Genomic DNA, 25,044 nt, shown 5'->3' with positions numbered 1-25,044 from the left:
CCTGCTGAGCCAGTTCGAAAGGCTGGTTGCGGGGACCGTGGTTGACGGAGGCGGCGGATTCGAAGCCGCGTTGTGCGGCGAGGGCTCTGGGGCCCACCAGCCCGGTGAGCCGGTAATGCCGCCAGAGGGGAATGGCCTTGCGGGCATCGACTACACGAGGTCGGGCCGACGCCAGACGACCAGCGCCCAGGCTCCTCCGCCGGAGCCCGAGTCGGCCCAGGCCCCGACCAGGGGCGCATCCTCGGCGGCGCCGACTGCTTCGAGTGCCACCAGCGCGGGGTTGCTGAAGCGGCCGGTGACATGGAGCAGGAGTTGCCCGTGGCGGTGTACGTCGCGTCCCTTCTCGGTGAGGGACCATACGGCGTCGGCGAGGGGATCGTCCTGGACGACGTCCGACGCGACATCGAGCACGGCGGCTTGGTCGACGGCCGGGCCGAAGGCTGTGTCGAGCAGCGCCGTGTATTGCGCGACGTACGCAGAGTCCACTGCGGGAAGCAGGTGGCCGACTGCCTGGGAGGCTTCGTTGAAGGCGAGTGTCTCAGGGGTGATCTCGTAGCGTGGGGCGTGGCTGCGGAGCACGGCGAGGGCGACTGCGACGAGGCTGCCGACCTGGGGCTCGATCCGCTCGGGGAGATCGTTTCGGTTCAGTGCGCGGACGGCGTGGGAGAGCAGCGGCAGCCAGTCGGTGTGTGCCGGAGGCCAGGCGCCTGCCGCGACGGTCCACAGGGTCAGCCGGACGACGAGCATGCGCTCCGGAGGGCCCAGGTGGGGAGCGAGGGCGACGAGGCGTTCCACCCAGCGCCGGTATCTGCGGCGGATTTCCTGGTCGGCCTGCCGGAGGTCGGGCAGGGTGGCGGTGCTGCTTGCTTCGGCACTGGCTGCCTCGGGGTCGTGCTCTGCTGCCAGGGCCTCGGCGTCGTCATCGTCGAGGGCGGCTTCGATGTCGTCGGTGAACCGCTCGTCCCAGGAGACGGGCAGCAGGTCCTGAAAGGGCGTGCTGGTGTCAGCGGGCAGTGGGAGCCCCAGCGCGAAGCGCGTGAGCGGGTGTCCGACACGCCCGGCACATTCGTCTAGGTAGCGCTCCCAGCCGTCCTCGTCGCCGTCCAGCGGGGCCGTCGTGACCGCACCGCCAGTGCTGCTGCTCACGGATACGCCCGCTGGGGTGGGGGTCAGCCCCGTGCGGAGGGTTTCCAGGTCGCCCAGGAATCGTTCGGCGAGCCGGGGATCCGCGAACAGGTCGGGTGGCCGTGTCGTGGGGGCCTGGGACTGGGTCGGGGTCATTCGGCGCAGGGTGCGGTCAGGGTCGACGACGAACACGATGTTGCCGAAGCTCGGTACGCCGTCGCTGTCGACTACGACCAGGCGCACACGGCTGCCCGCATCGGCCGGAGCCGTCACCGTCAGCGTGGCCTGTCCGGGCGGGATGTCGGCGATGCGCTCCCATGCCTCCGGCGGTGCTGCGGCCTGAGACAACTCCAGGTGAGTGGTGTCGGAGAGGGGCCGGGCCACGCTGATCTCCAGGCCGTCCGGTACCCGTAGGGCACCGAGCAGCAGCGGCCCACTGCTGGCGATGGGGCGGGGAAGGGGCGGGGCCGTGTTCAGCCGGGCAGCGGGCTCGTCGGTACCGTCCGGAAGGAGGGTGGCGGTGATGGGGGTGATGATGCCGAGTTCGCAGTTGCCGCCGTCGCCCTGGGAAAGCAGCAGGGCCGCGGCGGAGAGGTTCGGGCTGCCGGTCAGGGCCCACCGCTGCCCCTCGGAGACCCACTCGACGAGTTTCCCGTGGCGGTACCGCTGGTCGTTGTCGCTGATGACGCGTCCGTCGTACTCCTTCACCACGGCGGCTACCGACGGACCGTCGAGATCGCTGAGTCCGGGCTGGTAGGCGAGAGTGAACCGGCTCGGACGGAAGCGTTCGAGCAGCCGCCGCAGTGCCATCGAGCGCCGGTCGTAGAAGGGCGCGAACACGGCGAGTTCGTCGACGGGCCCCTGCGGCAGCTGATCGATGATCGGCGAACGCAGGCTGCTGACGACGCGAACCTGTGGCGCCGTGGGTGTCCTGTCCCGGTGGAGCCGGTCCAGCAGTGCTGCGACCCGACCCAGCGCCTGTGGCACTCCGGCGGAGAACCTCACCTTTTCCGGGAGGTCGCGCAGCCATGCCGACAGCTCCAGAACCGCAATGGGACTCTGCTCGCCGTCCACCCGCAGAACCGTCCACAGTTCGGCGTTGGCCTGCCACCCGGCCAGCGTGGTGTTGCCGGAGCCGAGGGCGATGGTGGCATGCTCCGGTCCGGCGAGGACCATCAGCTTGGGATGGAACGCGGCACTGTGGGCGTATGCCAGACCGGCGAGGTAGCTGCGGCCGGCCCGCCGGACGGAGCGGGGATCGTTCCGGGCCATGGAGACGTCTCCCGCCACCGTGACGCGTGCGCCAGTGGCCTGGGTGACGCCGAGGGCGACCTCTTCGAAGAAGCCAAGATCGGCGGTGAAGCTTAGGAAGAGGGCTTCTTCCAGGCTCCGCCCGCCCGTGCGCTCCTCGTCGAGGATGAGGGTCAGCGGAGAGGCGAACGCGGTTGATGGCTCCACCACGACCGGTGCGGTTGCGGTCTCAGTCAACGAGTGCCCTCCCGCTACTGGTCACTGACCAGCGCTGGTCGTGGAAGTGCAGTACGCCGCACGTGGCCAGCACCGTCCCGAGCTGGTCCAGCCGTAGCCCGACGTCACCGCGCCCCTCCTGGCTTGTCCGGTACAGCAGCCCGCCCCGTTCGTGCAGCCGGGTCGGTAACCACAGCGTGCCGTCAGCACGTCGGCGGGCCTTGGCCAGCGCGATCCGCTGCGATCGCGCCACCAGGTCGTAGGTGAGTCGGCGGGCGACATCGCGCAGTTTCATGGCCCGGGCTTCGTCAAGCCGCCGCTGGACCCATTCCGGGCCGAGTTCGACACCGCGTTGGCCGAGGAACGCGTCCCGGACCCGACCGGTGAGTTCGTCCACCCGACGGGCACTGGCGGCGAGCACTCGCAACTCGGCGACAGGCAAGGGATCACCCGCCCACCGCAGGTCGTGCTCGGCGGGCAACGGCGCTCCAACCGTGCTCTGCGTCGCGGGAAGGGAGGACAGGAAGGCGTCCACCGTCATGTCGGGAAGCTCCGCGGCGAAGCGGTCGGCCACTTCCTCGATCGGCACCAGCCCGTCGACCTGCTCCACGAGCCAGGACCACAGGCGGCGCCAGGCCCCGACGGAGTAATTGCGCAGCACCACTCCGCGCCAGGCCCCGGCCGCGTCGATGCCGCTGGTGACGGGATCAGTGGTCAGGAAGTCGCCGAAAGCGAGCACATGGCCGATGTCGCGGGTGAAATATCGGACGGGATGTGTGGCGATCACACGAGCCAGAAGCTAAATCGTCTGGCGTCGCGTTGCCGAGCGGGAGCCTGCTTCGGCCGGCCCACCGGGCTCGCACATGAGGTTCGCCAGCCACTCCCCATCAGGATGCTCACCGCCCGCGCATACGCACAGCCGGTCCCCGAAGGAGGCGAGATCATCCACGTTCAGCGTGTCCTCGGCGGCCAGTTCGAGCAGCGCGCCCAGCCCCGCTCGTAGTGCCGCGGTCTCCAACCGCGGTCCGGGAACCGGCATGGGGCCCGCACCGAGGATGCCGAGCGCGACCTCGGATCCGGCGTACGGTGCCCAGAACCCCCACGAGTTGCCCACGTACCCGTTCTTGCCCGGGCCCTCGGCCTCGGACATGGTGACCGTTCCGGAGTGCAGCCGCCGGGCAAGGGCATCGACCCCATGAGCACGCGGCAGCCACTCCAGAGCCTGTGGGTGATGCGCGAACGACAGGGCGGCCAACGCCACTTCCGCGCGGCGCAGCAGAGTCTGGGCAGCCGGGACCGTCAGGTCTTCCGCATCGGCTTGCGCCGCGACCAGCCCGTGCAGAGCGTAGTAACGCGCGTGCGGGGTCAACGTGGTCACCCCTGGCACCAGGTGATCGACCATGCGCCCCACATGCCGCTCCACCGAGAGCGGATAACGGCCCGCGGCGACATCCAGTCCGGGGCGGCTCCAGCCCGGTCCGTCCACGAGCTCCGGTGTTTGCCCCTTCCCACCGATGGCGACCATGCGCTCAACCATCGGACCGAGAGCAGCTGAACGCCGCTGGCCGGTGGGTGCGCCGCGCAGTGAGCCCTTTTCGGCAAGACGGACCGCGGCTGTGCTCGACCATTTCCCGCTGCCACCCCCTCAGTGCTGTTCAGCCGGGAAACTGATCCGTCATTCTGGCGCATCTCTCGGGGGAGTGACACTTCGGACGTGAATCACCCAGCTGGTCGAGACAGCTCGATGGGGCGACTATGCATCCAGGGTCTGATAACCGCCATTATCAAATGAAGCTGCACTCGCGTTGCCGGGGTCGGCGTATCGTCTTGTGGCGTCGGGCGGGAATCCGCTGCAAGCGGAGCCGTGACGTGAGACAAGGCCCAGCCTGGTTGCCGAAGCGGCTGATGCGACGATAGATGAGCGGGGGAGGGATGCGCACAGTGGTCACTGGTCTGCCGGACCCAGCACTCCGCTTCCCAGGGCCGCTGCCCCTCCTGGTGTCGATGGCCGACATCGCGACGTTCGCCCGGGTGAAGCGCCCTGTCGTGTCCACCTGGCGCCGACGCCACCCGGACTTCCCCGCCGCCGTGTCCGAGAACTCGGGACGGCCGCTGTTCGACGGCGCACAGGTGACCGACTGGCTGATCGCCTCCGGCCTTGGCAACGCCGCCCCGCAGGAGCTGCGATCCGAGCTGGCCCTTTTCGGCATCATCGCGCTGCGGGACCGTTTCACGCCGTGGCAGCTGGTCGAGACGCTGGGCAGCTTGCTGTGCCTGCGCCGGCTCGATGGCCGGCCACTTGCCGACGATGCGAACGTCTCCCCGGCCTCCCCGCCCGACGCCGAAGCCGACGAGGCCCTCTGGTCCGCGCTGCTGCGCCGAGCCGAACGGATCGACGCCGAGGACGATTTCGTACTCCGCGAGCTTCGCGCGATCGACGCCACGGCGGCCCCACTCGCCCGCCTCGCCGAGGACCTGGTCGAATCCGCCTACGACGAGCGCGGCGCGTACGAGTGGTTGCTCGCCGCACGCTCCCGGCTCGGGCTGGACTCCCTCGCCGCTGACGCGGTCAGCCCGGAGCTGCGGAGTCTGCTCACCCAGCTCACCGACCTCCGCGTCCGCCTTGAGCGAGGTGAGTCCCTCACCCTCGCTGACCCGCACGCCCGCGCCGGCGACCTGCTCGCCGCGCTCCTCGACGACGCGGAGGACCGCGACCGCGTCACCGTCCTCGCCGCCGACCCCGACGACCGGCTCACCCGCATCACCCGCCGCCGCTTCCTGCTGGCGGGCGTAAGCGAACTTGACCTGGACGTGCAGACCGGCTCCGACCTGGAGGAACGCTTCGCGGACCCGGACCTCGTCGTCACCCAGCTCCCGTACCGCCCCGGCGAGGACCGCTCGGTAGCCGTCGTCCTGACGGAGCTCGAACGCGTCGCCTACCTCCTCCGCCCCGGCTGCACGGCCCTCGTCCTCGGACCGGCCGACGCACTCGTCGACGAACTGAAGAGCACCGAGGCCGCCCAGCTTCGCTCGGCCCTCCTGCGCGAGAACATCGTCGAGTCGATCATCGCACTTCCCGGCGGGGTCCTGCCCTTTCGCCCCGGCTACCGTCCCGCGCTGTGGACGCTCACACGCGGTCCCGTCCGGGAGGCGGAGGGCATGGTCTTACTGGCCGACATCAGCTCGGAACAGCTCACGCCGGGTGTGCGCATGCGGCTCGCCGAGGACGTCCTCCTCTGGCGGGCAGAAGGCTTCCAAGGACTCGACGGTCACGACCCGCGCTACGGCCGTGTGGTCCCCGTCGCCGACCTGGACCGGGCCTTCGGCGGTCCCCTGACCCCACCTGCGCCGCCCGCCTCCGCGATCTGGTCCGACAAGGTCACCGAACGCCCCGCCCTGATCGCCGAGGCCGAAGCCCGCCTGGAGCGCGCGACAGCGGACACCCGGGCGTACGAGGACGAGCGAGGCCCTTACCGAGGGGCCGCAATGCGCAGGGTCGGTCGCCTCCCCAGGCGCACCACCCTCGGCAAGCTGATCACCGCACGCAGGGTGACCCGCCTCCCCGGCCACCGTATCGACGAGAAGCAGCTCACCCGGGACGGCCACCACACCGTCCTGGGTCCCGAGGAGATCACCGGCGAACGACCCGTGGGCGACCGCCGCATCGACCGCCTGCTGCTGGCGACGGCCTACGAACGGGCGGCGCTAACCGAGCCCGGTGACGTCGTCTACACCCTCGCGCCCCGCCTCGGCGTGTACGTCGACCACGACGGTTTCTCGGTCGTCGCGTTCCCGGCCCGCGTGCTCCGCGTCAACGCCGACGCCACCCGCCCGCTCACCCCCCGGGTCCTCGCGGCCCTGCTCGGCGCGGCCCGTGGCACTGCGCGCAGCCCCAGCGCCGTACGCCCCGCCCGCCGTATCGAGGACTACCAGCTTCCCGACCTCGACCCGGACGAGGTCCTGCGCTTCGACACGCTGCTGGCCGAGACTGAACGCCGGGAACGCCTGCTGCGCACCCAGTCCGACGCGCTCGCCGAGGCCCGCCGCCTGACGGTCGCGGGCCTGGCCGACGGCACCCTCACCCTCGGCGAAGCCCGAACCATCAACCGCACGTAACCAATCCACACCCACCCACCGACGAGTCGGAAGAAGGAACGATGCCACCCCGCAAGCGAGCCGCGGCAGCCGCCGGACAGGGCGAACTACTCAGTGTCTCCAGCACCAAGGAGATCCAGGACATCCTGTGGAAGGCCGCGGACAAGCTCCGCGGCTCCATGGACGCCGCCCAGTACAAGGAGTTCGTGCTCGGCCTGGTCTTCCTGAAGTACGTCTCCGACGCCTTCACCGAACGCCGTGAGGAGCTGGCCGCCGACCCCGAGCTGGCCCAGATCCCCGAGCACCGCCGGGCGGCCTTCCTGGAGGAGAAGGACGAGTACACGGAGAAGAACGTCTTCTGGGTGCCCCCGACCGCCCGCTGGGACCACATTTCCGAGAACGCGGCCAGTGCGGAGAGCGGTGTCGGCGCGCTCCTGGACACGGCCATGGACGAGGTGATGAAGGCCAACAAGACCCTCACCGGCGTCCTCCCGAAGATCTTCAACCGCGACAACGTCGACCAGAAGCGCCTGAAGGAACTCGTCGACCTCATCAGCGACGCGCGCTTCACGGGCCATGGCGACCGCCCGGCACAGGACGTGCTAGGCGAGACGTATGAGTACTTCCTGGAGCGCTTCGCGCGGGCGGAGGGCAAGCGGGCCGGCGAATTCTACACGCCGGCGAGCGTGGTCCGCCTGATCGTCGAGGTCCTGGAGCCGTACGAGGGTCGGGTGTACGACCCGGCGTGCGGCTCGGGCGGCATGTTCGTGCAGAGCGGCAAGTTTGTCGAACGGCGCAAGGGCAAGGACCACACGCACGACATCGCGGTCTACGGCCAGGAGGCCAACGAGCGTACGTGGCGCCTGGCCAAGATGAACCTCGCCATTCACGGTATGGACCCGAAGGGCGTCGGCGACCGTTGGGCGGACACGTTCGCGGACGACAAGTTGCCTGATCTGAAGGCCGACTTCGTGATGGCCAACCCGCCCTTCAACATGTCGGACTGGGCGAGGAAGTCGGACGACAGGCGGTGGCGGTACGGCACCCCACCCCAGTCGAACGCCAACTACGCCTGGCTCCAGCACATCGTCTCCAAGCTGGGGGACAGGGGTAGCGCGGGCGTGGTCCTGTCCAACGGCTCGATGTCCTCAAAGCAGTCGGGCGAGGGCGAGATCCGCGCGGCGATGGTCGAGGCGGACCTGGTCTCCTGCATGATCGCCCTTCCGGGCAACCTCTTCCGTACGACGGCGATCCCGGCCTGCCTGTGGTTCCTGACGAAGGACAAGTCACCGCAGGGCGCGAAGGCGCTGGAGGACCGGCGGAGCCGGGTGCTGTTCATCGACGCGCGCGCAATGGGCACGATGGTCGACCGTACGGAGCGCCTCCTCACGGAAAAGGACCTGGAGAAGATCTCCGACACGTATCACGCGTGGCGGGGCACGAAGTCGGCGAGAGACAAGGGCCTTACCTACGAGAACGTTCCGGGCTACTGCTACAGCGCAACGCTGGAGGAGATCGAGAAGCACGACTATGTGCTGACGCCGGGGCGGTATGTGGGGGCGGCGGAGGTTGAGGAGGACCCGGACGCGGAGCTGGTGGGGGAGCGGATCGCCCGGTTGACGAAGGAGCTGCTTGCTCAGCTAGATGAGTCGGTGCGACTTGGCGCGGTCGTGCGCGAGCAGTTGGAGAAGCTTGATGACTGAATGGACGATGATTCGGTTGCGAGACGCTTGCAATTCCGTTGACTATGGGCTGACTGCAAGTGCTTCGTCAAAGGAAACTGGTACCCGATTCCTGCGGATCACGGACATTGTAGGGGATTCTTTTTCCTGGAATGATGTTCCTTTCGTAGCTGTGTCAGAGGGGCAGGTTGAGAGGTATCGTGTCTCGCCCGGAGACATCGTGATTGCCCGAACGGGGGCGACCACAGGTGTGAGTAGGTGGCTGGACACAGTTCCCAGTGATGCTGTTTTCGCTTCGTATCTCGTCCGGCTGAAAATCTCGGACAGGTATGATTCGCGCTTCATCGGTTATGCACTCAAGGGTGGTCAGTTCTGGGATTACGTGCGCGGTGTGCTCGGTGACAAGTCGGCGCAGCCCAACGCCAGCGCAACCACACTGGTCGCCGCTCCGCTCAGTGTGCCTAGTGATATCGCGGAGCAGCGGAGGATCGCGGGTGTACTCGGGGCGCTGGACGACAAGATCGCGGCCAATGAGCGCATCGCCGTCACCGCGCTCGACCTTGCCGAATCGCGTTACCGAGCCGCAGCTGATTCCGACAGCTGGCGCGCTGTCACACTCGGTTCCGCCGCGCGTTGGCTCTCTGGAGGAACGCCGAAGACGAGCGAGTCATCCTATTGGGGTGGAGGCATCCCTTGGATTTCGGCACTCAGCCTCAAGTCCCCATGGATCGACGACTCGGATCGCAAATTGACTGATCTGGGGTCGGTTTCTGGAACCCGGATGGTTCCCGCAGAAACCATCATCTTTGTGGTACGTGGCTCAAGTTTGAAAAGTGAGTTTCGCGTTGGCATTACGCAGTGCGAAGTTGCCTTTGGGCAAGACTGTAAGGCGCTGATCCCGGACGCATCAATTGACCCAAACCTGCTGTTCCATGCCGTTCGGTCAAATACATCGAAAATCATGGAAATGGTCGATGAGACCAGTATTGGTGCTGGTCGCCTCTCGACCGATCTCATCTCAAAACTTGAGGTCCGGGTACCGGAGATGCGCGACGATCCTACAGCGGCCGAGCTTCGTATGCTCAATGAACTGGCCGCTGGACGGCAGAGAGAGTCCCGCGCCCTTGCCCTCCTCCGAGACGCCCTCCTCCCCCAACTAATGTCCGGCAAGCTCCGAGTCCGAGACGCCGAGAAGATCGTGGAGGACGCCGTATGACCACCGAAGGCAACAGCGACCCCACCCCCGCCCACCTCGACGCCAAAATGACCGAGTCCACCTGGGAGCACCTGGCCCTGGACGAACTCGCCCAACTCTCCTGGGGGACCAAGCCCGGCAAAGACCTGGCCCCCGGTACCGGCCACCGCCGCGACTGGGACGACCTGATCCTCCACGACGAGCTCCAGGCAGCCATCGAGAAGCTGAACCCGGAGCTGACGGCCGCCGCCGTACACGAAGCCCTTCGCATCGCCACCGACCCCACCTCCCGAGAGGCGTACCCGGAGAACAAGCAGGCGCACGAGTATCTGACTACCGGCATCCGCCTCACCTACACCGACGAGTTCGGTGCCGAGCAGACTCCCACCGTCCGCCTCGTCGACTTCACGGACCCTGAAGCGAACAGCTACCTCGCTGTCAACCAGGTCACAGTCAGAGACAGGGACGGCAGTCACCGCCGCTTCGACATCGTCCTGTACGTCAACGGCCTCCCCCTCGCCGTCATCGAACTCAAGAGCGCCTCCGACGAGAACGCGACCCTCAAGTCGGCGCACGCCCAACTCCAGGCGTACGTATCGGAGTTCCCGATCGCGTTCCGCTACAACGTCCTGTGCCTGGCCTCGGACGGCATAACCGCCAAGTACGGCACAGCGTTCACGCCGTACGAGCACTACGCGCCCTGGAACGTCAACCACGCGGGCAAGCCCGTCGACACCAACGAGCCCGGCTACGACGGCCTCGACGCGCTGAACCTGGCCCTCCATGGCCTGTTCACGCAGGACCGGTTCCTCTCCCTCACCCGCAACTTCGTCAACTTCCCCCCGCCCAAGCCGGGCGAGCCCCTGACCGGCAAGCGCATCGCGAAGCCGCACCAGTACTTCGCCGTGAACAAGGCCGTGGACGCCGTCGTCGAGGCGGCACGGACAAACGGTCAGGCCGGCGTCGTCTGGCACACGCAGGGCGCGGGCAAGTCGGAAGAGATGGTGGAGACGGCCGCGCTCGTCCTCCGCCACCCGGCGCTCAACAACCCCACCATCGTCGTCATCACCGACCGCAACGACCTCGACGATCAGCTCTACGACACTTTCCTCGACAGCGAGTCCCTGCTGGAGGCGAAAGCTCAACAGATCGACACCCGCGAGGAACTGCGCGCCGAGCTGACGGGGCGCAACGTCGGTGGGATCGTGTTCACCACCCTCCAGAAGTTCGGCCTGAGCCAGGAGGAGAAGGCGGCTGGCAAGTCCCACCCCCTTCTCTCCGAGCGCCGCAACATCCTGGTGATCGTCGACGAGGCCCACCGCTCGCACTACGACAGCCTCGACGGCTACGCCCGCCACCTGCGGGACGCCCTGCCGTACGCCACCCTGCTCGCCTTCACCGGTACGCCGATCTCGAAGGCCGAGGCCGACACCCGTGCCGTCTTCGGCGAGTACATCGACATCTACGACCTGAAGCGCGCCGTCGACGACGGGGCCACGGTCCGTGTGTTCCACGAGCCGCGTGTCATCAAGGTCGACCTGCCCAAGGACGTCGACCCGAACACGCTCGACGAGCAGGCCAACACCCTCACCGAGGGCATGGACGACGCCGAGCGCCGCCGAGCCATCCAGTACGCCACGACGATGAACACGCTCTACGGCGCCGAGGATCGCATAGCCAAGCTCGCCGACGACCTCATCGCCCACTGGGAGCAGCGCCGCGAGCTGGTCAAGCCCGACATCGGCTCCTCCGGCAAGGCGATGATCGTGTGTGCGACCCGCGAGATCTGCGTACGGGTCTTCGACGCTCTGGCCGAGCGGCGGCCCGGCTGGGTCAGTGACGAGGTCGACAAGGGTGTCATGAAGATCGTCTTCCATGGCGACCGCTCCGACCCCGAGCACCTGCGCGAGCACTCGCTGCGCAAGTCCCAGCAGAAGGTCGTCCAGAAGCGCGCCAAGGACCCCGACGACGAGCTGGAACTGCTCATCGTCCACTCGATGCTGCTGACCGGCTACGACGCCCCGCCCATCCACACCCTGTACATGGACCGCCCGATGCAGGGCGCCAACCTGATGCAGGCGCTCGCCCGCGTCAACCGCCGCTTCCGGGGCAAGCAGGACGGCCTCCTCGTCGGCTACGCGCCCCTCACCGACAACCTCACCAAGGCCCTGCGCGAGTACTCGGACCAGGACCGCAAGGACCAGACCCTCGGCGCGGACATCGAACGGGCCGTCACCGAGGTCAAGAACGAGATCGCCACCATCAAGGGCCTGCTGGCCGGGAGCCGTTGGAAGGAGTGGCTGGCCGACACCGGCCGCCCCGACACCCGCAAGCGTGCGCTGCGCCTGACCGCCGATTTCCTGCGCGACCCGAAGAACCCGGGGAACAAGGTCGAGCCCCCCGCCAAGCCGCTCTCCGTCCGCTTCAAGGACAGCGCCGCCCGGCTGGATCGCTTCTACCGGGTCTGCGCGATGAGTAAGGAGATCGCCGAGCGCTGCGAGGACCTGGACGGCTGGCGCCGCGACATCGCCTTCTTCAGCGAGGTCCGCGCCTGGATGATCAAGCTCGACGCCGCCCAGCGCGAGGCGAACGGAGAGCCGCTCAGCGCCGAGGTCCAGCGCTACCTGCAAGCCCTCGCCGCCTCGGTCGTCGACGCCGACGGGATCACCGACCTGTACGCGGAGGCTGGCATCGGCCGGCTGGACATCACCCGTCTCAACGAGGCGCAGCTGCGACAGCTGGAGAACTCCGAGACCCCGCACCTGGTCACCGAAGCCCTGCGCCGCATGATCCAGCAGAAGATGCGCGAAGTGACCAAGCACAACGTCGTCCGCAACGAGAGCTTCACCGAGCGCCTGAACGACCTGATGCGGCGTTACATGCTCCAGCAGCTCACCAGTGCCCAGGTCATCGCCGAACTCGCCGCCCTGGCACGGGAGGTGTCGGCGGAGGCCCGCCGCGGCGAGCGGTTCGACCCGCCGCTGAGCCACGCCGAGCTGGCCTTCTACGACGCCGTCGCCCACCGCGACATGGCCGAGGTGATGGAGGGCGGCGACGACAGCCTCGCCGAGATCGCCCGTGCCCTCGTCAAGGACATCCAGAAGAACCTCTCCGTCGACTGGCTCTCCCGCGAACCCGTCCGGGCCAAGCTCCGCACCCGCATCCGCCGCGTGCTGGCGATGTTCGACTACCCGCCGGAGGAGGAGCGCGAGGCGGTCGACCTGGTCCTCAAGCAGATGGAGATCGTGGCCGCCCTCTGGGCGCCCTCGGCGAAGTAGCAACGCACATGGGAGGGCGGTCACCAGGAGCACCCTCCCGTCACGGCCAGGTGCGCTCGACACGGCCGTGCCGTACGGCGTATGCCGCCGGGCCGCCCTTCTCGACGGCCCGGTGGATGGCGTCACGGCACACGACGAGACGCTCGACCACCTCGACGGTGCGAAGCTGCTGGTTGTCCAGGTAGAACAGCACCGCCTCGCGCTCCAGGGCGGGCTGGATCTCCAGATTCCGGGTCTTGATCCGCCCGTCCTCCGACAGCGGGACCCAGGACCGGCCGAGACCGTAAGTGATCCACTCCTCGTCCGGAACGTCCTGCCCGTCGTCAGGAAAGACGTCCCCGATGCGGTGAACCGTCCACCCGCAGGCTCTCAGTCCTTCCGCGACACGGCGACCGAGGTTCCGGTCGAGGAAGAACTCAGGCGGCAAGGTGCACCACGGCCCGGCAGAGCGCGTCCACCTGCTCAGGCGTCATGTCGTCGTCGTACGCGGTGTCCTCGACCGTTTCCCCGGCCTCCCACAGGTCGGTGATGGCCTGGACCGCGACGCGGTTGGCGGCCACCACGGGGAGACCGTGGCCGAATCGCGGGTCGATCACGATGGGACGGAGGCCGGGTACTGCCTCAGCCCCAGCCGCGCGGAGTTGGTCTTTGGCTCGGAACTCCTGGAAACGGCCTATCGTCAATGGTGTGGCTAACTCGATAACCCTGGTTATCAGTGAAAACATGGATTGACTAACTTCCCCGCCTCTAACGTCTGTTCCGTCACACCGGGCTCGCACAAAGCCGGAGGCTCACCCTCTCGCTCACCGCAGGAGGCCGGACCCGGAACCGACCGCGGAGGGCGGAGAGCACTATGACGGAACACCCCGCACAGAACGAGCCGAACGGAACGGACGACCAGGGCCGAGGCGCCTCCTCGACGCTCTCGCGCCTGACCGCCCGTCTCGAAAGCTCGGCGCTTGCCGAGGAACCTCGGGCACTCCTGCGCGAGGCTCTGGGCGCCACGGCGACGGAGTCCTCCGGCACCCCCGCCGCTCCGCACCCGGACCAGCGGGTGTTCCTCGACTCCATCAGCGTCAACGGCTTTCGCGGCATCGGCCGCAAGGCGCGTCTTCCGCTGACCGCGAAGCCCGGCGTCACCCTCGTCGTGGGACGCAACGGTTCGGGGAAGTCCAGCTTCGCCGAGGGCGCCGAGACGGCGCTCACGGGCCGGACCGCCCGCCTGGACAAGCAGCGGGGCGAGGTGTGGCGTCGGCACTGGCGCAACCTGCACGACGGGGCCGACCCGAAGGTCGAGGTCCGCCTCGCTCTCGCGGGTGACCCCCGGCTGTCCGCTCTGACGTGCACCTGGCCCGGCGACGACGTCACTGCCCCCGAGGTCGAGTTCAGACGGCCGGGCCACGGCCGTCGGCCCTTCGCCGGCATTGGGTGGGAGCGGGCCCTGAAGGACTACAGCCCCTTCCTGTCGTACGCGGATCTCGACAAGGTTCTCAACGGCAGGCCCAGCGAGCAGTACGACTCGGTCGCCGCCATCCTCGGACTGCGCGAACTGACCGACGCGGACGAGCGGCTCCAGGGCATCGAGAAGACGCTCGACTCCGCGCTGAAGCAGGTCGCGGCCGAACGGCCCGCACTCGCCGAGGCGTTGTCCACACTGGACGACCCGCGGGCGGTACGCGCGCTCGCGGTCGTCGGCAAGGCGGGCGACCCCGACTTCGCCGAGCTGGACGCCCTCGTGACCGCGCTGCCCGACGCGGACGAGGGCCGTCTGAGGGAACTGCGCGCGACCGCCGCGCTGGCCGGACCGGACCTCGGCGCGGTCGGCGCGGCCGTGGACCGGCTGCGCGAGGCCGTCGCCGTACTCGACGACGTACGTGCCTCGGGTGCCGAGGACGCGCACCAGCGTGCGGAACTGCTGTCGAAGGCCCTGGAGCACAGCCGTCGGCACCAGGACGAGGGCACCTGCCCGGTGTGCGGGTCCGACCAGGCGCTCGACGAGGCGTGGGCCGAGCGGGCCGCCGAGCAGGTGGCCGGTCTGTGGCAGGAGGCCGCGACCGCGCGGGAGGCCCGCACCGAACTGCGGGACGCGGTGGACGCCCTCCGCTACCTCGTCACGCCGGTCCCCGCGTGGCTGCCCGCCCCGCTCGTGGACCCGTGGGAGGAGTGGCAGGCGTGCCGGGTGCTCGACGACGCCGAGCGGCTCGCCGCCCGTGCCGAGACCGCCGCGCTCGTCCTCGCCGACGCCTGCGCCGCGCTGCGGGAGGAGGCGCTGCGGGAGCTGGAGAAGCTCGACGAGGAGTGGCGCACCTGTGTCACCTGCCTCGACCGGGCCCGGCCCGCGTACGCCGGAAGGCCCCGGCTGCGCCAGGTCAGGGCGGCCCGTAAGTGGCTCAAGGAGGCGCGTGCCGAGCTGCGCGAGGAGCGGCTGCGGCCGTTCGAGGACCTCTCGCAGCGGATCTGGGAGGAGCTGCGCCAGCAGAGCAACGTGGACCTGCGTTCCGTACGCCTGACCGGCAGCGAGAAGGCCACCGTGCGCAAGCTGGTGATGGACGTGTCCGTCGACGGCACCGAGGCGGCGGCCCTCGGTGTGATGAGCCAGGGCGAACTGCACTCCCTCGCGCTCTCGCTCTTCCTGCCGCGCGCCGCCGCGCCGGACAGCCCCTTCGGGTTCGTCGTCATCGACGACCCCGTGCAGTCCATGGATCCCGCCAAGGTCCACGGCCTCGCGAAGGTGCTGCACGACCTCGGGGAGACCCGGCAGGTCGTGGTCTTCACCCACGACACGCGGCTCCAGCGAGCCTTCACCAACCAGGAACTCCCGGTGACGGTACTGGAGGTGGAGCGGACGGGCCGGTCCGTGGTGACCGTGAACCGGGTGACCGATCCGGTCGGTCAGGCACTGGCCGACGCACGCGCCCTCATCCGCACGCGAAACCTCCCGCCGGTCGCGATGACCCATGTACTGCCCAGCCTCTGCCGCGCTGTCCTGGAACGGGCCTTCTCTGAGGCTGCGTGGCTGCGGCTGCACCGGGCGGGGCTGGCCGAACACGAGGCGGAGAAGACCGTCGCGGGGGCCGTCACGCTGATGGACATCGCCGCCCTGGGGCTCTTCGGGGACCCGGCGAAGAGGGCCAGTGACGTCTACCGCGAGCTGCGCAGGCGGTGTGGCCCCAGGGCAGTGGACGTTGTCCGGCAGTGCCAGGAAGGTGCCCACCCGTCGGGCACCTCGATGCCGGACCCCCACCGCTTCGTGGACGACATCAAGGCCGTCGCCCTGACGGTACGCAAGCCCGAGGAGGGGCCGTGAACCAGACGATCCGCCAGCTGCTCGACACCGCCGACCTGCTCCTCACGGACACTAGCGAGCCCGCCACGCCCGCTGCCACGACCGTACCCGCCGCGTCCGCTGCCACTACGGCGAGCCGGTGTCGAGGTGCCGCCTTCGCCCTCCGTGTCGCGCTGGAGAGCGCGGTCGCCGACCGCCTCACCGTCCACCGGGCGCCGTGCGCGATCCGGGAGGGCACCCAGCGGGCCGCGTTCCTCTGGCTCCGCGGTTGCGCCGAAGCAGGAACGGCCCGCCGCGCGAAGGCCGTGTGGAGCCAGCTCTGCCTGGGATGCCACTACCACCAGTACGAGATCGGTCCGACGGAGGACCAGGTCCGCGACTGGCGTACCGAAGTCGCGGCGATCATCGCCCTGTTGGCCCTCTGACCCGCATCGGCGCCAGGAGAGTCGCTGCCGGGAGGAGACACACGTGAGAACGACACCACGAGGACGGCTATCGCGGCCGTCCACAAAGACCAGAATGAGGAGCAGCACCATGACGGCCCGTACGTCCAAGCGAACCCTGTACCGGCTCAGAGGCGTGCCTCCCACTGTCGACGCGATGTTCGACGCCCTGGACGCGGACCAGTTGGAAAGGGTCCACGCGGACTTCGACGTCCCCGAGAACCTCGGTGTACCGGCGATCCTGGTCACCGGCAGCTTCGAGCAGCCTGTGGCGAGCTGGTGCGACGAGATCTTCCGAACGACGGGTATCGAGGTGTCACGGCCCGTCAACCGCTCGGCCGGCCTGCTGATGCTGGCCGTCGACGGTGAGGTGTACGCGATCGGTTACGACCAGGGCTTTCGCCTGGTGCCCGACTACCTGAAGGACCACCGCTTCGGGCTGAGTTTCGCGTCCCGCCGGGTGGACCCCGCGAAGATCCGGGACCTGGTATCGCACACCCCGGGCGGAGGGCGCACCGACATCACCCTGATCCCGAGCGGAGCCTCGGTGTGGAGCCTGGGCATCGTCGAGCACGCGCAGATCGTGCGCCGCCTCGGCGGCCACCTGGACAACATCCCGCTCACCATCTCCCGGGACAACCCGGGGAAGATCTCCAGTGCCGAGGGCGGCGCCGGCCTGCGCATGCGGCTCGGTGTGGAGGGCGCCGACCTGATCGCCGACATCCGTGCGATCGCCCGCGTCCTGCGTGAGGAGAAGCCGAGTCCGGAGCTGGAGTTCGTCGAACACGTCGTGCCCGTCGACGACCCCAGCCTTGTCACCCGCCTGGAAGCCATGCTCGACGACCTTCTGGGTCAGGAACCCGACGGGAGAATCAGCCTCGCCGTCCCCGCCGACCATTGGGACGACTACATGGCCGCCCGGGCGTTCAGGGCCAGGATCAACAGCTCCTCGGCCGGCCGGTCGACCGACGACTTCGACCTTGAGTACGTCCTCTGCCGTGCCCGCATCCAGCGTGCAGGCAGCCGCGTGGCCGCGCTCCGGGAAGGAACCGTCACGCTCTATCGGCACAACCGCGTCGACCGGGCCGACGAAATCTGGACGTCCAGCGCGCTCCGCTGGATCGAGGCGGAAGTGTTTCTCGACTCTCGCCGGTTCTTTCTGATGGACGAGCACTGGTACGAGATCGACCAGGAGTACCTGAAGGCGATCCGCTCGCACGCCGAACGGCTGATCACCGACACCCCGTCTGTCGACCTGCCCCCGTGGGTCCTGGGAGAGAAGGAGCGCACCTACAACGCGTCCGTGCCGGACCAGCGGCCCGGGTATGTCTGCTTCGACCGCGACAACGTGCAGACCGAGCTGCACCGTGGGAACGGTGTGGAGATCTGCGACCTGCTGAGCCCGGACAATGTCCTGGTCATGGTGAAGCGTGCCAAGGGCTCCGACGCGCTGAGCCATCTCTTCGGTCAGGCGCTCGTCGCCGTACAGACGCTGCGGAACTCCCCGGAGGGGAGGGAACGGTTCGCCGAGAAGGTGGCCGCCGCCCGGCAAGGGCGCGGTCTACCAATTGACTTCCGGCCTTCGAAGGTCGTCTTCGCAATCCTGCTGAAGGACGGCGCCGACCTCACTGCCGACACCCTGTTCCCGTTCTCACAGGCCACATTGATACAGACGGCCAGGACGCTCGAAACATGGGGTGTCCAGGTCGAGGTCGTCGGCATCGCCTCCACCCCGTCGGCCGCCACCTCGACTGGCACTCGGCGGTTGGCGGCGTAGCCGCCGCGCACCGTAACGACGTACACCGACGTGGCTGGCGAGCCGTTCCGGATCTCGGCGCCACAGCGATGCCAGCTGTTACGCCAGCGACTTTCGCACCGCGTCGACCAGTGACGTCGCACGAAGGTCGTCGAGGCCCCCGATGATGTTGTTCATCGCATAGCCGAAGGCGATGCTGTGCTCCGGGTCGGCGAGACCAAGTGAGCCGCCTCTGCCCGTGTGACCGAAGGAGTTTGGCCCGATCATGGGGTTGGTCTCGGTAGGCAGCATGTACCCGGAGCTGAACCGGCTCGGGATCAGCATCACCTGGTCCTTCCCACTGGCCTGTTCCTTGGTCGCCGAGGCAAGGGTCTCCGAGGCCAGCAGGCGCACGCCGTTCACGTCGCCGATCAGCCCGGCGTACATGCGCGCCAGTCCGTGTGCAGTGCTGATGCCGTTGGAGGACGGGAGTTCCGCGGCCTGCACGTCGGGCGAGCCGAAATCGATCGCGGCGGGGTAGGTAACTGCGTATGCCCTGTTGCTGAATGACTCCGGATCCCGCCACGCGGCAACCTGCTCGCGGAGTTCCTCGGGAACCGACTCGGCGGGCACGGTGGTGAGGTCGACGGCCGGTCGCTGGTACACCATGCGGCTGACCCGGTCGCGTTGATCCGTCGGCAGTCCGATGAAGAAGTCCAGTCCGAGGGGTGCGGCGATCTCGTCGGCGAAGAAGCGGCCCGGCATCTGGCCGGACACCCGGCGGATCACTTCGCCGACGAGCCAGCCCCAGGTTCGACCGTGGTATCCGTGCGCCGTTCCCGGAGTCCACTGGGGACGCTGAGCGGCAAGTGCGGCCGCCATCGGGTGCCAGGCCAACGCCTCGTTCAACGGCACCGGTTGGTCCAGTGCGATCAAGCCGGCCTGGTGGGACAGCAGCCAGCGCACTGGAATGTCCGCCTTGCCGTTCGCAGCGAACTCCGGCCAGTACTTCGCCACCGGCGCGTCCAGGCCCAGCACGCCGCGCTCGGCCAGCATGTGCGCCGCAGTCGCGGTCGCCCCTTTGGTAGCCGAGTAGACGAGTTGCAGCGTGTCCCGCGTCCACGGCTGACCGGTTTCGGGGTCGGCGATGCCACCCCACAGGTCCACCACCGGTCGGCCGTACTGGTACACGCACACCGCCGCGCCGATGTCCCCGTGCTGGGAGAAGTTCGTCGCGAACGCCTCACGCACCGGTTCGAACCCAGCCGCGACCTCACCGTAGATCGTCGTCATGCCACCCATCCTGGCATTCGGACTACTACCTCCGAAGGGGTGGGCTCGGCGCCGAAGTCCGAGAGGTGACGGTCACGCCGCGACGGGCACGGCCTGAAGCCGATCGCGGAACTCACGGACATCGGGGACGGACTTGCGCGGTTCGAGGTGTGCGGAGAACTCCTTCAAGCGGTCCAGTGCCCGTACGGAGCTGACGCTGCTCTCCAGGAGTTCGGTGCCGTAATTGGCGGCGTCGAGCGCCCCGTCCAGGTCGCCGCCGGCGTGCCGGGCCTCGGCCAGGCGGCTGGAGCGTACGGCCTTGTCCCGAGGGGCCGCGCTCTTCACGGAGGTCTCAAGGGAGCCCGTCGCGCGCTCCACCTGTCCGGATCGCAGCAGGACCTTGCCCTCGGTCGACTTCAGCTGGGCCTCGCCGAACCAGTTGAGCCAGTCCGGGTTTTCCTCCGTCGTGTGGTGCTCCCAGTGGGACACGGCGCGGTTGAGCGCTGTTCCGGCCTTCGCGTGGTCGCCGTCGCGGGACAGCGCCTCGGCCTTGTGCAGGTAGAGGAAGGACTGGGCGTACGGCGACAGCGTGCGAGGGGCGTTGTCGATGGCGGTGGAGTCGACGGCCGGTTCAAGCCGTCGTACATCACGAAGACCATGGCGGAGCTCATCGGTGTTGCTGCCGACTCCCCCGCGGAGCACTCGGTGATGACGCTGAGCCGGTACCACCAGATCTACAACGAGAAGGTCGTTGCGTCGCTCAGGGAGCGGATGGAGCGGTGGGAAGCGCCCCTGACTTCCTTCCATCTCCGGGCCGCCGGCGGTGTGTGGAACCTCCAGCGGGAGTTCGAGAGCCGCGATGATCACCCGTACAAGTACGGCTACGGGATGATGATGCACGGCGCGTACCACTACGTGGATCTCGCGACCCAGATCCTGTCGCTCAACGCGGAAGTGTTCCCCGAGCGCCAACTCAAGCTGGAAGTCAGCTCCTTCGGCGCCTTTCCGATCGACCAATACCAGCGCATCTCGCAGCTGATCGCCAGCGGCTTCCAGGACGGCGGTGCATGGTGGTCGGCGGACTCGGATGCGGGCTTCCGTTTCGGCGAGACCGATGTGACCTCCGCGTTCCGCCTCGTGGATGCGGCGACGGGGAGGACCATCTCGCTCGGGACCTTGTCTTTCGAGCAGACCACCCCCTCCATCCGGAGCTGGGGCGACCTTCCGGACAGCCTCTACAACGTCAACGGCCGCACGTCGAGCGTCGATCTGGAGGCCCAGCTGTCGACGCTGTTCTCCACCCACGTCCACTGCTACGACATCCCGCGCGGCGCCAGCGCGGACGGGATCGACGCCTTCGCCCGCGTCACCACACGCGCCAACGCCGCGCTTCTCCCCGAGGAGCAGTACGTGTCGGAGGAGTCGTTCGACGGGCTGTTCCACAGCGACAGCAACCGCCAGCTGATGGAGCACTGGCTGCGCGGCTCCGAGCAGCGCAGTTCCCTCGCGAGCCATCTGCGGCCCATGCAGGTCACCGAGGCCCTCGCCTCGTCGGTGCTCACCCCGGGGCACCTGGTTGCGGTGCCCTTCTAGGTCCCGGCTGCTCCAAACCAACGAGGCCACAGAGGAGTTACCCATGAATCAGCCAGTTTCGAAGGCATCTGTGCATGCCTTCTACGCGGACGCGATCCTGCGCGGCCGGAACACCGCGGAGAACCTCCAGGCCGCCACCTCGGAGCGGTTCAACATGCTCCTGGAATCCATCGGAGACGGGACCCCACGTACCGCTCTGGATCTGGGGTACGGGGCTGGCACCTACACCATCGCCTTGGCGCGCGCAGGATTCCGAGTCGTAGCCGTCGATCAGATCCCCAGCAACTCGCTTCTTGAGCGGATCGACGAAGGAAGTGATTGGGCCCACCGGATCGAAGCACGGGAATGCCTCGCCGAACACTTCGCCTTCGATGAGGACTTCGGAGTCGTCGTCGCCAAGGACGTCCTGCATTACCTCGCGAGACGCGACGTCGAGTCCCTCCTCGCTGGCGCGATCGCTCACGCGCGCGGGGCGAACTACCACTACCTCGAGGTCTTCACGGGGATCACCCGCAGGTCCGCGGACGGCCGACTGCTGCCACCGTCATCGCCGCCAACCGGACAGCCTGATCGTGGACAGGGAGAATGCCGTGAAGTCGAGCATGCCCGAGGGGATCAGCTTCGTCATCCCCTGCTTCAACTCGGGGGGCTACCTCCTGGAGGCCGTCGAGTCCTTGATCCAGCAGCCCCGGCTCGTCGACCTGATCCGGATGGCCGAGTTCGACCTCGAACAAGCCCTTACGGTCGCCTGCCAGCGGCAGTTCTCGCTGTCGAGCCCCTTCGAGGGCTTGGGAATTCCGTAGCAGTGCCCAACGTATGAAGGAAGCCCCGGACGATGGTCCGGGGCTTCCTTCACTGCTCTGGCTACTACGCCGGCGGCAGGTTGCTGATCTGGTTCTGCAGCCGGACGATGTCCCCTTCGGCCTTCGCGAGACGGGTCCGAATCTTGTCGACCACGTTGTCCGGCGCCTTCGCCAAGAACGCCTCGTTGCCGAGCTTGGCCTCCGCCTGGGCCTTCTCCTTCTCGGCCGTGGCAAGGTCCTTGGCCAGCCGCTTGCGCTCGGCCGCCACGTCGATCGTGCCGGACAGGTCGAGCGCGACCGTGGCGCCGGCGACCGGGAGGGTCGCCGTGGCACTGAAGCCGTCACCCTCCGGCTGGAGCCGGAGCAGCTGCCGGATGGCGGCCTCGTGGGCGGCGAGCTGCGTACCCGACAGATCCAGACGGGCGGGAACCTTCTGGCCGGGCTGCAGCCCCTGGTCCGAGCGGAAGCGCCGGACCTCGGTGATCACCTGCTGGAGGCTCTCGATCTCCGCCTCGGCCGCAGCATCGCGGAACCCGCTGTCCGTCGGCCAGTCGGCGATCACGACGGACTCGCGGCCGGTGAGCGTGGTCCACAGCGTCTCCGTCACGAACGGGACGATCGGGTGGAGCAGCTTCAGCGTCACGTCCAGGACCTCGCCCAGGACGCGTGCCGAGACCTTGGCCGCATCCCCGCCAGCCATGAACGTCGTCTTGGACAGCTCGACGTACCAGTCGAAGACCTCGTCCCACGCGAAGTGGTACAGGGCATCGGCGAGCTTCGCGAACTGGTAGTCGTCGTAGTACGCGTCCGCCTCGGCCACGACGGTGTTCAGCCGGGACAGGATCCAGCGGTCAGTGGCCGACAGCTGCTCGGCCGGGGGCAGTTCGCCCTCGACCGTGGCGCCGTTCATCAGCGCGAACCGCGTCGCGTTCCAGATCTTGTTGGCGAAGTTCCGGGACGCCTGGACCCAGTCCTCGCCGATCGGCACGTCGGTACCGGGGTTGGCACCCCGCGCGAGCGTGAACCGAAGAGCGTCGGAGCCGTACTTGTCCATCCAGTCCAGTGGATTGACGGTGTTGCCGAACGACTTCGACATCTTCTTGCCGTGCTCGTCACGGACCATGCCGTGGAACGCGATGGTGTGGAAGGGGATCTCGCCGTCCATCGCGTACAGGCCGAACATCATCATCCGGGCGACCCAGAAGAACATCAGGTCGTACCCGGTGACCATGGCCGAGTTCGGATAGAACTTGGCCAGGTCCGCGGTCTTCTCGGGCCAGCCCAGGGTGGAGAAGGGCCACAGGCCGGACGAGAACCAGGTGTCGAGGACGTCGGTGTCCTGCTCCCAGCCCTCGCTGCTCGGCGGCTGCTCGTCGGGGCCGACACACACGGTCTCGCCGTTCGGGCCGTGCCAGACGGGGATCCGGTGGCCCCACCACAACTGCCGTGAGATGCACCAGTCGTTGAGGTTGTCGACCCAGTCGAAGTACCGCTGCGACAGGTCGGTGGGGTGAATGTCCACCCGGCCGTCGCGGACCGCGTCACCCGCGGCCTTGGCGAGCGTCTCGACCTTCACCCACCACTGCAGAGACAGCCGCGGCTCAAGGGTCGTCTTGCAGCGCGAGCAGTGGCCCACCGAGTGGACGTACGGCCGCTTCTCGGCGACGATCCGGCCGTCGGCGCGCAGCGCGGCGACGATCGCGGAACGCGCCTCGAAGCGGTCAAGCCCCTCGAAGGGCCCGTGGGCCGTGATGACACCGCGCTCGTCCATGACGGAGAGCGACTCCAGCCCGTGGCGCTGGCCGATGGCGAAGTCATTGGGGTCGTGGGCGGGCGTGACCTTGACGGCACCGGTACCGAACTCCGGGTCGACGTGCGTGTCGGCGACGACGGGGATGGTGCGGCCCGTCAGCGGCAGCGCGATGCGCCTACCGACGAGGTGCTTGTAGCGCTCGTCGTCGGGGTGAACGGCGACGGCGGTGTCACCGAGCATGGTCTCCGCACGCGTGGTGGCGACGACGACCGTGTCGTCTCCCTCGCCGTACTTGATGGAGACGAGCTCACCGTCGTCGTCCTGGTAGTCGACCTCGATGTCCGAGATCGCCGTCAGACAGCGCGGGCACCAGTTGATGATGCGCTCGGCGCGGTAGATCAGGCCGTCGTCGAACATCTTCTTGAAGACGGTCTGGACCGCACGGGACAGGCCCTCGTCCATGGTGAAGCGGTCGCGGCTCCACGCGACGCCGTTGCCCAGGCGCCGCATCTGCCCGGCGATCTGACCGCCGGACTCGGCCTTCCACTGCCAGACCCGCTCGACGAACGCCTCACGGCCCAGGTCGTGACGGGACTTGCCTTCCTTGGCGAGCTCCCGCTCGACGACGTTCTGGGTGGCGATACCGGCGTGGTCCATGCCCGGCTGCCACAGCGTCTCGTAGCCCTGCATGCGCTTGCGGCGGGTGAGGGCATCGATCAGCGTGTGCTCGAAGGCGTGGCCCAGGTGGAGGGAACCGGTGACGTTCGGCGGCGGGATGACGATCGTGTACGCGGGCTTGTCGCTCTTCGCGTCAGCCTCGAAGTAACCGCGCTCTACCCAGCGCTCGTACAGCGTCCCCTCTACCTCGGCCGGCGTGTACTGGGTCGGCAGTTCGGGGGCGCTGTTCGGCCCGCTGTCGGGGCGCTGAGTGTTGTCGGTCACGACGGCCATTCTATGGGCCCGGCGTCCCTACACTTGCCTGGCTTTTCGCCTCAAGATCGACAGGGGGCAGGGTATGCAAAAGGCCGCACGGATGCGATTCAAGTGTGACCAAGAACACTCCCGTACGGCCACTCTTAGTTTACCGCCTTCGAGGCCGCTCTTCTGCAGGGTGGTGGCGAATTACCTAGTTGGAGGAGCTCGTCGTCGGCTGCGGCTGCACGCCTGTCATCTGCTTGGATCATGGGGCGGACGTGGTCGCCGCTGTTGTCCTCCTCGGCCGCTGACGAGCAGGGCTGCTGCCATGACCCCGGTCATCAGGGCCGCGGCTCGAACAGGATCTGCGCGAGACGCTGCCGCACTTCTGGTCGAGCGAGA

16 protein-coding genes and 2 pseudogenes are annotated in these 25,044 nt (G+C 68.2%); 10 read left to right on the top strand and 8 right to left on the bottom strand.

What is annotated here, in order from left to right; translation table 11 throughout:
* Positions 1 to 150 precede the first annotated feature (150 nt).
* The 3 genes from MID12_RS13170 to MID12_RS13160 are packed head-to-tail and all read right to left on the bottom strand — an operon-like array spanning position 151 to position 4,117.
* Positions 151 to 2,613 (bottom strand): hypothetical protein, encoded by a 2,463-nt coding sequence (locus MID12_RS13170; RefSeq protein WP_263167212.1) that lies wholly within the window; start codon positions 2,611 to 2,613, stop codon positions 151 to 153.
* Positions 2,606 to 3,379, bottom strand: a complete 774-nt coding sequence (locus tag MID12_RS13165) for a hypothetical protein (RefSeq protein ID WP_263167210.1) — start codon at positions 3,377 to 3,379, stop codon at positions 2,606 to 2,608. The genes MID12_RS13170 and MID12_RS13165 overlap by 8 nt, the downstream gene beginning before the upstream one ends.
* A gap of 12 nt (positions 3,380 to 3,391) precedes the next feature.
* Positions 3,392 to 4,117 carry a hypothetical protein gene (locus MID12_RS13160; protein WP_263167207.1) on the bottom strand — a complete coding sequence of 242 codons (726 nt, stop codon included), beginning with the start codon at positions 4,115 to 4,117 and terminating at the stop codon, positions 3,392 to 3,394.
* A gap of 479 nt (positions 4,118 to 4,596) precedes the next feature.
* Between MID12_RS13160 and MID12_RS13155 the strand changes: the two genes are divergently transcribed.
* Genes MID12_RS13155 through MID12_RS13140 form a run of 4 tightly spaced genes read left to right on the top strand, consistent with a single transcriptional unit; the run spans position 4,597 to position 12,842 of the window.
* Positions 4,597 to 6,708, top strand: a complete 2,112-nt coding sequence (locus tag MID12_RS13155; protein WP_263167206.1) for a hypothetical protein — start codon at positions 4,597 to 4,599, stop codon at positions 6,706 to 6,708.
* Between the two features lie 41 nt (positions 6,709 to 6,749).
* Entirely contained in the window at positions 6,750 to 8,390 is a 1,641-nt protein-coding gene (locus MID12_RS13150) for a type I restriction-modification system subunit M (RefSeq protein WP_263167203.1), read from the top strand.
* A complete protein-coding gene (locus tag MID12_RS13145; protein WP_263167200.1) occupies positions 8,383 to 9,585 on the top strand; it encodes a restriction endonuclease subunit S in 1,203 nt (400 codons plus the stop codon). Before MID12_RS13150 ends, MID12_RS13145 begins: the two co-directional genes overlap by 8 nt.
* Positions 9,582 to 12,842, top strand: coding sequence for a type I restriction endonuclease subunit R (locus tag MID12_RS13140; protein ID WP_263167198.1), 3,261 nt, complete (start codon positions 9,582 to 9,584; stop codon positions 12,840 to 12,842). The genes MID12_RS13145 and MID12_RS13140 overlap by 4 nt, the downstream gene beginning before the upstream one ends.
* A 40-nt stretch (positions 12,843 to 12,882) precedes the next feature.
* Here MID12_RS13140 and MID12_RS13135 read toward each other — a convergent pair whose 3' ends face one another.
* Both MID12_RS13135 and MID12_RS13130 read right to left on the bottom strand, forming a co-directional pair.
* A complete protein-coding gene (locus tag MID12_RS13135) occupies positions 12,883 to 13,269 on the bottom strand; it encodes a toxin-antitoxin system, toxin component, PIN family protein (RefSeq protein ID WP_263167195.1) in 387 nt (128 codons plus the stop codon).
* Positions 13,259 to 13,438, bottom strand: a complete 180-nt coding sequence (locus tag MID12_RS13130) for a DUF433 domain-containing protein (RefSeq protein ID WP_263167192.1) — start codon at positions 13,436 to 13,438, stop codon at positions 13,259 to 13,261. The genes MID12_RS13135 and MID12_RS13130 overlap by 11 nt, the downstream gene beginning before the upstream one ends.
* Before the next feature lie 257 nt (positions 13,439 to 13,695).
* Between MID12_RS13130 and MID12_RS13125 the strand changes: the two genes are divergently transcribed.
* The 3 genes from MID12_RS13125 to MID12_RS13115 all read left to right on the top strand — a co-directional run bounded on the left by MID12_RS13125 (position 13,696) and on the right by MID12_RS13115 (position 18,348).
* A complete protein-coding gene (locus MID12_RS13125) occupies positions 13,696 to 16,149 on the top strand; it encodes an AAA family ATPase (RefSeq protein ID WP_263167190.1) in 2,454 nt (817 codons plus the stop codon).
* Positions 16,146 to 16,553 carry a hypothetical protein gene (locus MID12_RS13120; protein ID WP_263167189.1) on the top strand — a complete coding sequence of 136 codons (408 nt, stop codon included), beginning with the start codon at positions 16,146 to 16,148 and terminating at the stop codon, positions 16,551 to 16,553. Before MID12_RS13125 ends, MID12_RS13120 begins: the two co-directional genes overlap by 4 nt.
* 94 nt (positions 16,554 to 16,647) lie before the next feature.
* The gene (locus MID12_RS13115; protein ID WP_263167187.1) at positions 16,648 to 18,348 is read left to right on the top strand and encodes a TIGR04141 family sporadically distributed protein; all 1,701 of its coding nucleotides are present in this window, start codon (positions 16,648 to 16,650) and stop codon (positions 18,346 to 18,348) included.
* A gap of 78 nt (positions 18,349 to 18,426) precedes the next feature.
* Here the strand turns inward: MID12_RS13115 and MID12_RS13110 are convergent, their stop codons facing one another.
* Both MID12_RS13110 and MID12_RS13105 read right to left on the bottom strand, forming a co-directional pair.
* The gene (locus MID12_RS13110; RefSeq protein WP_263167185.1) at positions 18,427 to 19,599 is read right to left on the bottom strand and encodes a serine hydrolase domain-containing protein; all 1,173 of its coding nucleotides are present in this window, start codon (positions 19,597 to 19,599) and stop codon (positions 18,427 to 18,429) included.
* 72 nt (positions 19,600 to 19,671) lie between these two features.
* Positions 19,672 to 20,196: pseudogene (locus tag MID12_RS13105) on the bottom strand (transcriptional regulator); the annotation flags it as partial.
* 87 nt (positions 20,197 to 20,283) lie between these two features.
* Between MID12_RS13105 and MID12_RS13100 the strand changes: the two are divergent.
* From MID12_RS13100 to MID12_RS13090, 3 genes and pseudogenes are all read left to right on the top strand, one after another.
* Complete coding sequence (locus MID12_RS13100; protein ID WP_263167184.1) at positions 20,284 to 21,171, top strand: hypothetical protein; 888 nt, start codon at positions 20,284 to 20,286, stop codon at positions 21,169 to 21,171.
* A 43-nt stretch (positions 21,172 to 21,214) separates the two neighbouring features.
* Positions 21,215 to 21,592 (top strand): annotated as a pseudogene (locus tag MID12_RS13095) (class I SAM-dependent methyltransferase); the annotation flags it as partial.
* Positions 21,593 to 21,761: 169 nt separating this feature from the next.
* Positions 21,762 to 21,974 (top strand): glycosyltransferase, encoded by a 213-nt coding sequence (locus tag MID12_RS13090; RefSeq protein WP_263173593.1) that lies wholly within the window; start codon positions 21,762 to 21,764, stop codon positions 21,972 to 21,974.
* A 64-nt stretch (positions 21,975 to 22,038) separates the two neighbouring features.
* Here MID12_RS13090 and MID12_RS13085 read toward each other — a convergent pair whose 3' ends face one another.
* On the bottom strand, positions 22,039 to 24,669 hold the full coding sequence (locus MID12_RS13085; protein ID WP_263167182.1) for a valine--tRNA ligase: 2,631 nt from the start codon (positions 24,667 to 24,669) through the stop codon (positions 22,039 to 22,041).
* Positions 24,670 to 25,044: the final 375 nt, after the last annotated feature.

The sequence above is a fragment of the Streptomyces sp. SCSIO ZS0520 genome (assembly GCF_025643355.1).
Classification (GTDB): domain Bacteria; phylum Actinomycetota; class Actinomycetes; order Streptomycetales; family Streptomycetaceae; genus Streptomyces; species Streptomyces physcomitrii.
The sequence above is the reverse complement of the archived record's forward strand: the minus strand, read 5'-3'. Positions and strand labels throughout refer to the sequence as shown.

Bases quoted from the DNA above. Each gene is read 5' to 3' on its own strand.
- MID12_RS13150 (WP_263167203.1), top strand. From the start codon at position 6,750: ATGCCACCCCGCAAGCGAGCCGCGGCAGCCGCCGGACAGGGCGAACTA.
- MID12_RS13115 (WP_263167187.1), top strand. From the start codon at position 16,648: ATGAGGAGCAGCACCATGACGGCCCGTACGTCCAAGCGAACCCTGTAC.
- MID12_RS13155 (WP_263167206.1), top strand. From the start codon at position 4,597: ATGGCCGACATCGCGACGTTCGCCCGGGTGAAGCGCCCTGTCGTGTCC.
- MID12_RS13125 (WP_263167190.1), top strand. From the start codon at position 13,696: ATGACGGAACACCCCGCACAGAACGAGCCGAACGGAACGGACGACCAG.
- MID12_RS13110 (WP_263167185.1), bottom strand. From the start codon at position 19,599: ATGACGACGATCTACGGTGAGGTCGCGGCTGGGTTCGAACCGGTGCGT.
- MID12_RS13145 (WP_263167200.1), top strand. From the start codon at position 8,383: ATGACTGAATGGACGATGATTCGGTTGCGAGACGCTTGCAATTCCGTT.
- MID12_RS13140 (WP_263167198.1), top strand. From the start codon at position 9,582: ATGACCACCGAAGGCAACAGCGACCCCACCCCCGCCCACCTCGACGCC.
- MID12_RS13160 (WP_263167207.1), bottom strand. From the start codon at position 4,117: ATGGTCGCCATCGGTGGGAAGGGGCAAACACCGGAGCTCGTGGACGGA.